At 39.8% G+C, this 14,009-nt stretch carries 15 protein-coding genes; 11 read left to right on the forward strand and 4 right to left on the reverse strand.

Annotated features, from left to right (window positions below):
• Positions 1 to 44 precede the first annotated feature (44 nt).
• Positions 45 to 899, reverse strand: a complete 855-nt coding sequence (locus NPUN_RS26400; protein WP_041565640.1) for an HIT family protein — start codon at positions 897 to 899, stop codon at positions 45 to 47.
• 62 nt (positions 900 to 961) lie between these two features.
• Complete coding sequence (locus NPUN_RS26405) at positions 962 to 1,762, reverse strand: Uma2 family endonuclease (RefSeq protein WP_012411504.1); 801 nt, start codon at positions 1,760 to 1,762, stop codon at positions 962 to 964.
• 197 nt (positions 1,763 to 1,959) lie between these two features.
• Between NPUN_RS26405 and NPUN_RS26410 the strand changes: the two genes are divergently transcribed.
• The 6 genes from NPUN_RS26410 (at position 1,960) to NPUN_RS26435 (ending at position 6,683) form a co-directional block, all read left to right on the forward strand.
• Positions 1,960 to 2,154 (forward strand): hypothetical protein, encoded by a 195-nt coding sequence (locus NPUN_RS26410; RefSeq protein ID WP_167315546.1) that lies wholly within the window; start codon positions 1,960 to 1,962, stop codon positions 2,152 to 2,154.
• Between the two features lie 49 nt (positions 2,155 to 2,203).
• Positions 2,204 to 3,325, forward strand: a complete 1,122-nt coding sequence (locus NPUN_RS26415) for an IS630 family transposase (protein WP_012411505.1) — start codon at positions 2,204 to 2,206, stop codon at positions 3,323 to 3,325.
• Entirely contained in the window at positions 3,326 to 3,643 is a 318-nt protein-coding gene (locus NPUN_RS26420; RefSeq protein ID WP_041565642.1) for a hypothetical protein, read from the forward strand.
• 271 nt (positions 3,644 to 3,914) lie between these two features.
• Positions 3,915 to 5,000, forward strand: coding sequence for a bifunctional DNA-binding transcriptional regulator/O6-methylguanine-DNA methyltransferase Ada (gene ada / locus NPUN_RS26425; RefSeq protein WP_012411506.1), 1,086 nt, complete (start codon positions 3,915 to 3,917; stop codon positions 4,998 to 5,000).
• Positions 4,984 to 5,622 carry a DNA-3-methyladenine glycosylase family protein gene (locus tag NPUN_RS26430; RefSeq protein WP_012411507.1) on the forward strand — a complete coding sequence of 213 codons (639 nt, stop codon included), beginning with the start codon at positions 4,984 to 4,986 and terminating at the stop codon, positions 5,620 to 5,622. Before ada ends, NPUN_RS26430 begins: the two co-directional genes overlap by 17 nt.
• Before the next feature lie 62 nt (positions 5,623 to 5,684).
• A complete protein-coding gene (locus NPUN_RS26435) occupies positions 5,685 to 6,683 on the forward strand; it encodes a DMT family transporter (protein WP_012411508.1) in 999 nt (332 codons plus the stop codon).
• 105 nt (positions 6,684 to 6,788) lie between these two features.
• Here the strand turns inward: NPUN_RS26435 and dapF are convergent, their stop codons facing one another.
• Positions 6,789 to 7,628: a diaminopimelate epimerase gene (gene dapF / locus NPUN_RS26440; RefSeq protein WP_012411509.1), complete on the reverse strand. Its 840-nt coding sequence runs from the start codon at positions 7,626 to 7,628 to the stop codon at positions 6,789 to 6,791.
• A 69-nt stretch (positions 7,629 to 7,697) separates the two neighbouring features.
• Here dapF and NPUN_RS26445 point away from each other — a divergent pair, with 69 nt between their 5' ends.
• Positions 7,698 to 7,916: an Hfq-related RNA-binding protein gene (locus NPUN_RS26445; RefSeq protein WP_041565643.1), complete on the forward strand. Its 219-nt coding sequence runs from the start codon at positions 7,698 to 7,700 to the stop codon at positions 7,914 to 7,916.
• 148 nt (positions 7,917 to 8,064) lie between these two features.
• Here NPUN_RS26445 and NPUN_RS26450 read toward each other — a convergent pair whose 3' ends face one another.
• Positions 8,065 to 9,267, reverse strand: coding sequence for a 3-dehydroquinate synthase (locus NPUN_RS26450; protein WP_012411511.1), 1,203 nt, complete (start codon positions 9,265 to 9,267; stop codon positions 8,065 to 8,067).
• Positions 9,268 to 9,740: 473 nt separating this feature from the next.
• Between NPUN_RS26450 and NPUN_RS26455 the strand changes: the two genes are divergently transcribed.
• From NPUN_RS26455 to eboE, 4 genes are all read left to right on the forward strand, one after another.
• Positions 9,741 to 10,604 (forward strand): EboA family metabolite traffic protein, encoded by an 864-nt coding sequence (locus NPUN_RS26455; protein WP_012411512.1) that lies wholly within the window; start codon positions 9,741 to 9,743, stop codon positions 10,602 to 10,604.
• Positions 10,605 to 10,705: 101 nt separating this feature from the next.
• Entirely contained in the window at positions 10,706 to 11,614 is a 909-nt protein-coding gene (locus tag NPUN_RS26460) for a TatD family hydrolase (RefSeq protein ID WP_012411513.1), read from the forward strand.
• A gap of 79 nt (positions 11,615 to 11,693) precedes the next feature.
• The gene (gene eboC, locus NPUN_RS26465) at positions 11,694 to 12,626 is read left to right on the forward strand and encodes a UbiA-like protein EboC (protein ID WP_041565644.1); all 933 of its coding nucleotides are present in this window, start codon (positions 11,694 to 11,696) and stop codon (positions 12,624 to 12,626) included.
• Positions 12,627 to 12,773: 147 nt separating this feature from the next.
• Positions 12,774 to 13,997 (forward strand): metabolite traffic protein EboE, encoded by a 1,224-nt coding sequence (gene eboE / locus NPUN_RS26470; protein WP_012411515.1) that lies wholly within the window; start codon positions 12,774 to 12,776, stop codon positions 13,995 to 13,997.
• The last annotated feature ends 12 nt before the right edge of the window (positions 13,998 to 14,009 follow it).

Genomic DNA, 14,009 nt, shown 5'->3' on the forward strand with positions numbered 1-14,009 from the left:
TTAAGTTACAGCAGAATTTGGAATCCTGCATAATTACAGAAAAACTATTGTTTTTTAGGAATAACGTTCCTGATTCCACTTTTAGCAGAGACAGTATCACCTTTGTAGCGAGGGATGATATGAATACTGGCGTGCATAATATTTTGACCTGCGGCTCTATTGATGTTCATTCCTACATTAAAGCCATCAGGCTCAAATTCACTTTTGATAATTTCTTGTACTTTGTTCACCATAAACCAGCAAGCAGATTGCTCTTTAAATGGGAGTTCAAAATAGCTGCTAACATGACGTTTAGGAATAATTAGAACATGTCCTTTAATTATTGGATAGCCATCAAAAATAGCATAAGCAGTTGCTGACTCAGTTAATAGTCTGAGAGTTTTATGGGGATTACAGAATATACAATAGTTAGATGAATTTCGCTGATGATTATAGTGGACATACTCATATACTTCCCGATATTCATCTAAGCAAATTGAAGTAAAGGGAAGTTTTGCAATACACTGATAAGTAGGTTTTTTATGAATATAATGTTCTCGAAACCCTTCTTTTCTAATATCCCTTCTCACAGCATAATAAGCTTTTCCTCCTGGTTTTAATAAGTGCGATATTTCCATTAAGACATTAGTTTGTTCTTCGGGAAATAAAACATTTAAAACATAAAAGCAAATTATTGTATCAAATTTATTATCAGGATATTCTGGAAAATAATAAGGGTCATAGCCTGTAATATCACAACCTTTTTGGCGCAATATTTTAACATCATTACCAAAGCCACAACCAAAGTCTAGTATTTTGCCTTGGAGAAGGTTTTGATTTAATAAAAACTGTGCCGGAAATGATAGATAACTTCTTTCGATCGCAGTAAGATGACTGAACTGATTTTTTTGCTGTTTCATAGAATTTTGGTGCTGATGTCCCAAAATTATTATTCCCAGCATCTCTTTAGGTTATGCGATGTCTACAACGCGCTATTCGGTGTCGCATCAGGGTCAATACCTAGCTCACGTAACTTAGCTGCTAATATATCAGCACGTTGACGTTCCTGTTCAGCACGTTGGCTTTCCTGTTCAGCGCGTTGACGTTCTTGTTCAGCGCGTTGACGTTCTTGTTGGGCTTGTTCGCTGCTCCACAACAGCAAATTCCCTTTTGTATCCCACCAGCGCAGCCAATTCATGGTTTGACATAATCTTTCACCTTGCCAAATTCCCAGAAATAACTCTAACTCAGGAATCCAGTAACGTCCATTAGCGTCTCCTTGCTGCAAAGTATATTGTCCATTTTGCAAGCACCGTAATTCTATGCTTGGTTCGTAAGGGTCGTAGGTTACGTAGGTTGGAACTTGGAGAATCTTTTCGTAATAATAGAGTTTACCGTAAGGCGGAGTTGAACGGACTGATAATTCTCCACCTTCTGTATCTGAGAGAAATTCCATCACTACAGCCACAGCAGCACCTTCTAAATTTGGGGTGTAGCTACGACGAACTACATTTGTTCCCACAGACTGCACTTGAGGAACGTAAAACCAGTCTGGGGCTTTGACAACGATTTTTTTGTTGACTGTGGCTACAAGCCCAAAATTAGAGCCAATCAGCATTTGAGGTTGGATGCGTCCTGCGGTTCCCAAAGCATCAGTAAGCGCAGCAGCGATCGCAGGTTGTTGAATATTTTCCACTGGATCGTCAGGTAAAATGAAGTCGGCTGGCAGTGCTTCCCAAGTAACAATTGGTTCTTTTTGGATGGGGTTAACTTGTAGAACCATAAAATTATTCCTAATATCCATGCACAGTATATAGTTATTTTTAACAAATCTTCAGTTTGCACATCTGTGCGATCGCAGCATATAAATTCAGATAATCTTAAGTTTTGGATGAATAGACTCGCACTGCCTAAAAACCCAGAAATCTAGAAAGATTTCTCAGACTGGTGTATATACTCTTATTCAAGCACTTAGCAAGCGTGAATATTATGCTGGAATGGTTTATTGGCTGGATAGCAAGCAATGCCTTTCTGCATCGGAAATTTTTAGAATATTTCTGTACTTGGGAGTTTGTCTGGCAGTTTGAGAAGGAAGGCAGTATTTCAATTGAGGATCTCAAAACTGAAGTTTTTGGCAAACACTGGCAAGATGAAACTTGGCATGAGGTAAGCTAATCGGCACTAAAGTTGCATAATAATAATGTGAAGTAGTATAAAAGCAGCTATGCCGCCACCAGCCAAAGACTTTTTAACGCCGTCACAAGTCGGCAAGCTACAGCAGGCTTTAAAAGAAAGCGGCCAACCACACGTCAGGGAAAGAATTTTAATTATTCTTCTACAAAATGATGGGAAGCCGCAACACGAAATTGCTAAATTTTTAGGCTGCTCGCCTAGAACCGTGGCGTATTGGTGTATGCATGGAGATCCAGACAATTTAGAAACCCTGCATAATAAAAGAGAGTACGAACATTATCGAAAAGCTACTCCTGAATATATTGAACTGTTATTAAAAACTGTTGACCAAGAACCATCAGATTTAGGGTATGAATTTGGCAAATGGACGGCAGAGAGATTAACCACATATTTAACCGAAAAAACAGGGATAGATTTAAGTAGCTCTCAAGTAAGGAGGATATTAAAGCGAAAAAAGTATAGTTATATCTGGGCTAAATATGATCTGGAAGATAAACAAAAACCCCAAGAAAGAGCCAAGTTCAAGGAGAAACTTACTCAATATTTATCAATAGCGCGAGAAGAACCAGACCGTTTGCAGGTATGGTTTTGGGACGAGAGTGGTTTTAGTTTACGAGTGATTCGCCGAAAGAACTGGGGTAAAAAAGGAAAACGCAAAAATGTTCTATTGCTTCGGCGCTGTGGTCGCGTTAATGTGATGGGAGCAATCAGAGAATCAGACCGAAAACGGGTATGCTTTTTTGTCAAAAAAGGTAATGCAGATATTTTTTATGAGCAATTACAACAATTGAATGAATTAATTAAACAAGAGTGGGCTAGTATTGGGAACCTTGGTAAAGATTTCTCCAAGCATGGGCCGAAGATTATTTTAATTTTAGACAATGCTAGTTTTCATAAGCGCAAAGATATTATAGCTAAAATATCTGAAGAATTTCCAAACTTTGTTTTAGAATTTTTGCCTGCTTACAGCCCTGATTACAACATTATCGAATTAGTTTGGCACTCATGTAAAGAATATATTGCTCACCGCCTGTTTAAATCAGTAGATGAATTGCAAGCACTGCTAGATAAACTATTAAACCAAGGTGAGTTACTGATTAAGTGGCATCGGAAAATCAAAAATAAAGGCAATGTCAACTATGTTGCAGCTTAAATGCTGATTAGCTTATTGTGGCTAATTGCCGGAATGATTGATGCGAAATCTGTTGGTGAAATTCTTGATTACTTGATGGTGCAAGATGGCGAAGAGGAAAAATTTATCAACTTGTTTTTAGCAGCTAAGTGTCTTGCAGAAGTGAGAAATCGTTCGGTAATTGCGTCAGTGGCTAATAAATTATTTGGCAAGGTAAAAGACTTAACCAAATATGACCTCTGGTATTATTACACCTATGACAATGCAGAAGAAACTCAGCTAGTTCAGACTCTCAAAATTCCTCAAGAACTTTTAGATATATTGAATGAATCATCTTGAGCAGATTTTCATGGTGAACTGTTACCCAAGCTGAAAACATGAGAACAGTAAAAAGTAGCATAACTCCAAAAAAGCGATCGCTAGACATCTACCCAAATTCTCATAAATTATTCTCGAAAATTACGCACCCAGAACACCGTAAGCATTGCCCGTAATATCGTCTAGCGGTAGTTGCAGTAAACAAAGCCGACTTTGATCGCAACAATCAGATAGAAAGTAGTTTTTCAATCCACTTAATTTAGTGTTAACAGCTAGATCAGAGGTGGCATGAATGCAATTACAACAGACACAACTTTTAGAGGAAACTCTCTGGAAAGCCGTTCTCAACCGAGATGCCACAATTGACGGCAAGTTTTTCTACGGTGTTCGTTCCACAGGCATTTATTGCCGACCTATTTGCCCTAGTCGCAGACCAAATCGCAATCAAGTTTGTTTTTTCCAGTCAGCAAAAGAGGCTCAAAACGCAGGTTTTCGACCTTGCAAGCGCTGTCAGCCACAATTTGAAACAGTTCCAAATCCAGCCAAAGCGAAAATCTTAGCAGTATGTCGATACATTGAAGCACAAAGCGATCGCATCCCCACCCTCTCAGAATTATGCTCTCAGGTGGAAATGAGTCCTAGTTATCTGCAAAAGGTATTCAAGCAAATAATTGGTGTATCCCCTTTTCAATATGCAGATGCACTGCGTAGCCAACGATTAAAGCAGCGTCTCCAGTCAGGGGAGGAAATTGCTCATGCAGTTTATGACACGGGGTATGGTTCAAGTAGTCAAATTTATGAAAAAGCACCGAAGCAACTGGGAATGACACCAAAAATTTACCAACAAGCTGGAAAGACAATCAACATTGTCTATGCGATCGCTCCATGTCCGTTAGGATATTTACTGGTGGCAACAACAGACAAGGGGATTTGTGCCGTTAAACTAGGTGATGAAGCAGACAAACTTGAACACATCTTGAATCAAGAATTTCACCAAGCGCACATCATACGTGATGACCACATACACAAAGAATGGATACAAGGAATCCTCGACTTGATTGCGGGAGATGAAACACATCTCGATTTACCACTCGATATCCGTGGAACAGCATTTCAGAAACAGGTTTGGCAAGTATTACAAAAAATTCCCTATAGCGAAACTCGTACCTACACTGATATTGCCCGTGATATTGCCAAACCCCAAGCAGTCCGGGCGGTAGGAAATGCTTGTGGAGCTAACCCGATCGCAGTGATTATACCCTGTCATCGGGTGCTGCGGAGTGATGGCAGTCTTGGTGGTTATCGTTGGGGGATTGAGCGCAAACAAAAACTGCTTGTACAAGAATCGAAATTGAGCAAAGATGACTCAAATACCTGAACTAGAATCATTGACTGAAGAAAGTCTCACCCGTGGTTTAATGGTGCTTGCCAATATTGACAGCGATTTGGCTCGGATTTTAGAAACACTCGGGCCTCCACCAATATGGTCAAGAGAACCGGGTTTTGCAACGCTTCTGTGCATAATTCTGGAACAGCAAGTTTCCGTAGCAGCTGCGAGGGCTGTATTTAACCGTCTATGTGGGGTTATTGTACCGCTAACGCCAGAAAATTTTCTGACATTGGATGATGTTCAATTAAGAGGGATTGGATTCAGTCGGCAAAAGATTCTATACTCTCGTGGATTAGCGAATGCGATCGCAAGCGATCAGCTTGACCTCAGCAAGCTGGAAAGAATGGACGAAACTACTATCAGAACTGAGTTAAAGCGCCTCAAAGGTATAGGAGACTGGACAGTTGATATTTATTTACTCATGGCGCTGCAACGTCCTGATGTCTTTCCTAAAGGCGATTTAGCAATCGCGATCGCTTTACAAAAACTCAAAAACTTGGCGACACGTCCAACACCAGTTCAACTGGAAGGAATGACACAGCACTGGAGACCGTGGCGAGCAGTTGCGGCAAGACTTCTATGGCACTATTACCTAAGTAATCCCAAATAATTGCTCCTTTTCCCTTGGCGCACTTGGCGCACTTGGCGGTTCGTATAATAAATATAAACTAAATGGTAGAAAATCAATTAATCCTAACAACAGAAAAGTCTGATAAAACTTTAAACATCCTGCCGATAATCATAGTAATAATTGCATTATTAGCTTTATCTTCAACAGCAATATTGATTAAAATTGCTCTTAGAGAAATGAGCGCTACTGCTACATTCTTTAATCGTTTATGGATAGCGACTATTATCTTTGGATTCTGGAATGGAATTAACCAAGCACGGACTCAGATTAAAGATGATCAACCTGTATTACCACAGCAGCCTTATCCAATCAAAGAGATAGCGTTTTTAATAGCAGTGGGTCTAGTTCATGTATTAGGTAGATTATCTTGGACTTGGGCGCTAACCCAGACTGGTGCTGCGAATGCTAATGCGTTAGGTAGTCTTAATCCGCTATTTACTACATTAGGAGGATGGCTATTTTTTAATCAGATTTTTGGGCGCAAATTTATCATCGGTCTGATCTTAGCCATAATCGGCGCGATCGCAGTTGGGTTTGAAGATTTATTACGTTCTAATAATAATTTTACAGGTGATGCTGTTGCCTTGATCTCGTCGATATTTTATGCAGCAAACTTTTTACTAATCGAGCAAATCCGCAATAAGTTTTCAATTATTACTATCCTTCTGTGGCGCTGTGTCATCGCAACTTCATTAATGGTTCCAGTAGTACTAATCTTTGAAAAACAACCTTTTCCAGTTTCCTTGTCAGGGTGGTTAGTAGTATTTGCACTAGCTGCTATTTGCGAATCTTTGGGTCATGGGCTAATTGTATATAGCCTGAAAACTTTTTCTTCAGGATTCATCTCTTTACTTTTGTTACTCAATCCAGTGATTGTTGCTATTCTTGCTTGGATACTTTTCTCGGAAAACTTGAGTATTTTTAACTTGCTAGGGTTGGCATTAATTGTAGGGGGTATATATTTAGCGATTTCTAATAAAGAATCTATCAAATCTAGCGTTAATCCCCCCATACAATCTCTACAGAAAAGTGAATTTTAACAAGTTCGTAGTAAGGACTTTAGTCTTTATTTTCTAAATACTAAAGTCCTTACTATAAACCCTCAAAATAACTCTAATACTTGCGTAATGCCAGTGATAAGTCGGTTACAGTTTCCCCGTGAAGACTCGTTCAGCCGGGCCTGTCATGTAAACCCGTTGGTCGATTTCTGACCATTCAATTTGCAAGGGACCACCAGGTAATTCTACAGTGGCAGTGCGATCGCATTTCCCGGTTAACACACCAGCCACTAAAGAAGCGCAAGCACCAGTCCCACAAGCTAATGTAATCCCAGCACCCCGTTCCCACACCCGCATTTTCAAATAGTCACGGCGTACCACTTGAATAAATTCAGTATTTATGCGTTGGGGAAAAGCTGGGTGATGCTCAAATTTCGGGCCTATGCTTTCTAGTTCAATTGCTGCTACATCTTCCACAAAGGTAATGCAGTGAGGATTTCCCATATTTACACAAGTTACTTCCCAAGTTTTCCCCGCCACTTCCAACGGCACAGAGATTACTTTTTCTTCAACAGGTGCAAGAGTAGTAGGAATTTCGCCAGCGAGTAATCTGGGTAAACCCATGTCTACTTTAACTAGACCATCAGATAAGAGTTGGGGAGTCATTACACCACCCAAAGTATGAATGCGATATGAATCTTTATTTCGGGATTGACCTTCTAAATCTGCCAAAAAGCCAGCTAAACAGCGAATGCCATTGCCACACATTTCTGGTTCTGAACCATCAGAATTAAAAATCCGCATGGTATAGTCAGTGCCGTTTTCTCCAGGTAGAGCAAAAATGACACCATCAGCACCGATACCAAAATGGCGATCGCATAATTGGATAGCTTGCTCTGGAGTCAAAACGGGCAAAGATGACGAGCGATTGTCAATCAGAATAAAATCATTGCCCAGACCATGATACTTAGTAAATTCGATTGCCATTTTCTCAAGGATGAATTATCAAGGATTAGTTACTCTTTATTTTGCCTTGTAGGTTCATCTTTACTAAAAATGCTTACCGAATTTGACACCACTTTACCCAGTATTAGACAAGTCCAAAACCTGATTAAACAAACAACGCCAGTTGAGTTAAAGCTGGTGACTCAGGATGTACTCACAGGAAAGGTTGTATGGCAAGATCCACAGTGTATCTGTATTGCTGATGAAAACAGTCAGCAAACCACCGTTTGGAAACAAGCGATCGCATACATCAAACCGAAAACAAGTTAGAAATAGAATTTTGCTTGCGATCGCTATAAGATTTTGGTTAGCGATCGCTAGTTTGTATACAATACACCCTGGTATCATGATTCATTCTGTTAGCGATAGCTAGGGTTTAGCCTATTCTGACTCTTGAATTCTGCTTGATAAGAGAGAATCAATGCAAAAGTTCCCAATCTTGCAGCATTAAAATAGCATCTCTATACAACGACAAATCCACCTGGTGGACTTCTATTCCTTGCCCAATTCCTTCTAGAAGGGTAATTGTCAAATTTCCTCCCAAGTGTTCGCGAAACTCGGTTAGCCCCCTAAATAGACAATCGGGATGGTCTAGTCGATCTAATTGCTCTGTCAGCGCCGGCACGTATAATGTGAATCCTAGCTTACTGAGCGTATATAGAACACTTTGCCACTCAGATTTCAAGAGTTGACCTGTTAAATATGAATAGGTCGTATCCAAAGCAATGCCGATCGCTACAGCTTCGCCGTGACGTAAACTGTAATTAGTTAAATGCTCCAGTTTATGAGCAGCCCAGTGTCCAAAATCCAAAGGACGCGATGAACCCATTTCAAATGGATCGCCGCCACCAGCAATATGCTCTAAATGCAATTGCGAACAGCGATAGATCAATCTTTCCATTATGTCCATATCCCGATTAGCCAATTTATCGGCATTAGTCATAATGAAATCGAAGAAATCTGCATCTTTAATCAGCGCTACTTTCACCGCTTCTGCAATACCCGATCGCCAATCTCGATCGTCAAGGCTAGTCAGAAAATCAAAGTCATTTAAGACAGCATAAGGCGGCATGAATGTACCCAAAAAGTTTTTCTTGCCGAAAGCATTGATTCCGTTTTTTACCCCTACACCCGAATCGTTTTGCCCTAATACTGTTGTCGGTACTCGTAGCAGCCGAATTCCTCGATGAGCCGTTGCTGCTGCGTATCCTACCATATCTAGGACGGCTCCACCTCCAATTGCTAAAACGTAGGAGTGACGGCACAATCCAGCTGCATTGATTCGCTGATGAATTTGTTCTATAAATCTAGAATGGTTCTTGACTGCTTCTCCACCAAGAACTACTATCGGCTCACCGCTCAGTGTTAGTACATTTTCATAATACTGAGCATAGACTGATAATTTTTTTAGTAAGCCATCTTGGTACTGTAAAAATCCTCCATCTACCACTGCTAGTACTTGCTTTGGGGTTGTTTCTCCATCTGCGGCAATCACTTGTGCAAATAAAGGATTATCTAACTGAAACAGACCTCTAGTGAAGTGAACATCATAGTTGAAGGTCACGCGGACACATTGGTTAATCGGTTGCAGATTAAGAGCGGTTTTTTGTTTAATAGCCATTTAAAGTATTATTTTTTAGTAACTGTGAATACATCCACTATTGCAATTAAAATTGAAACTAAATTCAACAGAATTAAGTCATCAAATACTTCAGCATTTAAATGATTTACTAGACAGCCAAAATTATTAAATTAATCATAATTTTCAATTGTATTTATCCTAAACTACAAAGTTGACAATAACATTAATTTACAACTTTATTGATGCCTATCGTTTATATCTGAAGTTAGCAATGGATATTCTTATTTAGATAAGATTCTAATTTTTTTCCGTAAGTTAATTCTAGAGTTTATCTAATTAAAATAGCATCTTTACAATATCTTCTCTAAAATCGGGAAAAGTTTATAGATTCAGTAAAGTTACGAACACAGTAGTATATTATTAGCTGTTTTAAACACAAAGTATCAAGTTTAGTGGTAGATTTTATACTTAGTTGTCACAAAAAAGTTGGGCAACTTCTCCTGAAATTCATCATGAGTAAAGTAAACAAGTTACTGCATCACTGGCTGTTAAAGTCTGTTTCAGAGAAAGCTTTTGCTTGGCTGGAGCATAAGCAGGCACAAATTTCTAGCGGCGCTGCTGAAAGAGTTTTTTTCACGGCATTTAGTGCTGTACCGCGTTATCTAGGTAAACAGGATTTGCAGCTAACATTCCAGGACTTGGAAGCAGCAGAAGATGTGATTCCCGGTTGGTATCCTGGTAATTGGAGTGTAGATCAAGCAGGTCGCACACTCTTGCTTCTAGCTTTGCCCCACGATGATGCCCAGGGGTATGTGCGATCGCTCGATCAAGTCTTCTCCACTGCTGATATGGGAGAGTTAGTTGCTCTTTATCAAAGTTTGCCGTTATTACCACATTCAGAGTTACATCGCCAGCGCGCTGCTGAGGGAATTCGCAGCAATATGAGTAATGTATTCCAAGCCATAGCACTACGTAACCCTTATCCAGCAAATTATTTAGACAATGCTGCTTGGAATCAGATGGTGCTGAAGGCTGTGTTTGTCGGCAGTCCGTTGCATCTAATTTGGGGACTAGACCGACGTGCTAACCCAGAATTAGCGAAGATGTTAGCAGACTATGCCCATGAACGTTGGGCAGCTAAACGCTCAGTTACGCCAGAACTTTGGCGACCTGTAGGGCGGTTTGCGGATAGTGCGATCGTTACGGATTTGGAAAAAGTACTGGCTAATGGCGATACAGCCGAACAAGAAGCCGCAGCATTAGCTTGTGCCGAGTCTCCTTTACCCCAAGCGCAAGCATTACTTTCTCGTTACCCAGATTTACAGTCATCTATCCAACAAGGTAATCTGACTTGGAACAATTTTAGCCGCAAGTGAGTGGGGAGTAGCAGTGGAGATAAGGGAGATGAGGAGAATAACCCATTCCCAATGCCCAATGCCCAACAATATCCAATGCCAAATACCCAATTATTAAAACCATGATGTATATCGATCCTCACATTCACATGTGTTCCCGTACTACTTACGATTACTTAGTAATGCGGGAATATGGTATTGTCGCCGTTATTGAACCAGCCTTTTGGTTAGGACAACCCCGAACTAATGCTGGCTCATTTAAAGACTACTTCAGTAGTCTTGTAGGCTGGGAACGCTTTCGTGCTAGTCAGTTTGGCATCCAACACTACTGCACAATCGGCCTAAATCCGAAAGAAGCTAACAATGAAGCACTAGCAACAGAAGTTATGGAACTGCTGCCACTTTATGCCTGTAAAGAAGGAGTTGTTGCCATTGGTGAAATTGGCTATGACGACATGACAGAAGCAGAAGATAAGTACTTTTGTCAACAGTTAGAATTAGCCAAAGAACTCGATATGTTAGTACTAATTCATACGCCCCATCGGAATAAGAAGGCGGGTGCTATTCAAAGCATGGAACGCTGCATTGAATATGGCTTAGATCCTTCACAAGTAGTTATCGATCACAACAACGAAGAAACTGTTGAAGAAGTATTAGGACGGGGCTTTTGGGCAGCTTTTACGATTTACCCACAGACGAAGATGGGTAACGCCCGGATGGTTGAAGTTGTCCGTAAGTATGGATGTGATCGCATCATTGTAGATAGTAGTGCTGATTGGGGCATCAGCGATCCTTTGGCAGTTCCAAAAACGGCTCAGTTGATGTTAGATAGGGGCATTCCTGAAGAACACGTGCGAGCAGTTTGTTATGAAAACGCCTTAGCTGCTTATAGCCAAACTGGGCAGATGAAAGCGTCAGACTGGCTCAATCCTCAATCTATCGATCAGCGTCAGCTGTTCAGTGGTAATTCTGTGTTGCGGGGACAGGAACCAGGAATCAAATCAGTTTCAGATTTTGTGTTGATTGAGTAGGAAATTAAGATTGGTATGGGGATTACAAGAGATATTTTCATCTTAATTTTGAGAAATTAGTAGACACGGAGGTAGATAAGTGAATGTTGCAAGCTTAAATTTTCAAAGCTGGCGGGGTTATCTGGAATTGATGCGTCCTGCTAATATTGTTACTGCTTGGGCGGATATTCTTGTAGGTTTCGCTGCTTCCGGCTCTGGGATTATTTTTGCTCAATTAATCAATGGAGAAGCAAGTTTTAACATACTAATTCCATTAGCTTGGTTGTTGTTAGCTACAAGTGGTTTATACGGCGGCGGTATAGTTTTTAATGATGTTTTTGATGCAGAATTAGATGCAAAAGAGCGACCAAATAGAGCAATTCCTAGCGGTCGGGTATCTCGTGAAAATGCTACTTTGTTGGGGAGTATACTGTTTGCGATCGGGATTATAGCTGCTTTTCAAGTATCGTTGGTGAGTGGTGCGATCGCTATATTCATCACTCTTTCATCTCTTTTGTATGATTCACTCGCCAAACATCATCCTTTTTTCGGCCCTTTAAATATGGGTTTGTGTCGTGGCAGTAACTTATTATTAGGCGTAAGTGCTGTACCTGCAATCATTGGAGAACGTTGGTATTTAGCACTAATTCCTGTTCTTTATATTGCTGCTATCACCGCAATTAGTCAGGGTGAAGTTCACGGTGGTAAGAAGATTACGGGAGTTTTAGCAGTACTGCTGATTGCAATAGTTCTGACGGCAATTTTGGCTTTAGGATTATTGGATGAGTATACAGCGATCGCAGCACTACCATTCGCTATTTTCTTAGCTATCAGAATCTTACCTAATTTTATCAAAGCGGCGCGGGAACCGATAGCCGGAAATATCCGAAATGCGGTAAAAATAGGCGTTTTATCTCTAATAGTATTAGATGCAACGGTTGCATCTGGTTTTGCTGGTTTGTATTACGGTTTATTAGTTCTAAGCTTGCTACCCATTTCGATGAAGTTAGCAAAAGTATTTGCTGTTACTTAAATTTGAATGTATACACCCAGTAATACCATTAATCGGCTATAGGGGCGCATAGATGTGCGCCCCTAACTATGAATATCTAGCAAGTATTTTGTGAAATAGTTTAAGCCAAAGAAAATAGATTACATATACAAGGAATAAAGCTAGAAAATGAAAATTAAAAACAACAATTTTCACTTAACTTATTGCAGCAATATTCACCCTGGTGAAAGTTGGCTAGAGGTTTTCGCTAATTTAGAAAAGTATATTCCCGAACTCAAATCACGTTTATCGCCTAAAGAACCTTTTGGTATTGGCTTGAGGTTAGCTAATGTTGCTGCAAAACAACTTTTAGAAAGTAATAACTTAGCTAAATTTCAAACTTGGCTAACTCAACAAGATTTATATGTTTTCACCTTAAATGGATTTCCTTATGGTGGATTCCATCGGCAAATTGTAAAAGACCAAGTTTATGCACCAGATTGGTCTACACAAGAACGGGTTAATTATACATTAAACTTGGCACACATTTTAGCTAGTCTATTACCCCAAGGACTTGATGGCGGAATTTCTACACTACCATTATCCTATAAACCTTGGTGGGTAAAAGACCAAAGAACTTTCGAGGCTGTTCTGAAAAAGAGTTCTTTGAACATAGCATCAGTTGTTGTAGAAATGATTCGCATCAGCGAGAAAACAGGAAAGATACTCCATATTGATTTAGAACCTGAGCCTGATGGTTTAATTGAAAATACCTCAGAAGTAATTGATTTTTATCAAAATTGGTTATTGCCAATTGGCAGTAACTACTTATCAGAAAAATTAAATATAGAACAGAATTTAGCAGAAACTAAATTGCTAGAACACGTTCGTATTTGCTATGACACATGCCATTTCTCAGTTGAATATGAAGAACCACAATCTGTGTTTGCGCGTTTTCAATCAGCAGGAATTAAAATTGGTAAAATTCAAATCAGTGCAGCAATTCAAGTAAAAATACCTGCTGATGTTGAGAAGCGTAGTTTAATAGTTGAGCGCTTACGCCCTTTTGCAGAATCTACTTATCTCCACCAGGTAATAGAACGTCGCACTGATGGTACACTGCATCACTATCCTGACTTAATAACTGCACTACCACATTTAGAGCAATCTTTAGCTGAAGAATGGCGGACTCATTTTCATGTCCCAATTTTTATTCATGATTATCAAATTTTGCAGTCTACCCAAGATGACATCGCTACTGTTTTAAATCTACTTCAGACAAACAATGCTTGCTCACATTTAGAAATTGAAACTTACACTTGGGATGTATTGCCATCAGAAATGAAGATAGATTTACTAACTTCTATTCAGCGTGAGTATGAGTGGGTATTAAAAGAATTTGCCGCAAATTAACAGGAAATTAAT

This window comes from Nostoc punctiforme PCC 73102, assembly GCF_000020025.1.
In the GTDB taxonomy this organism is placed as follows: Bacteria; Cyanobacteriota; Cyanobacteriia; order Cyanobacteriales; family Nostocaceae; genus Nostoc; species Nostoc punctiforme.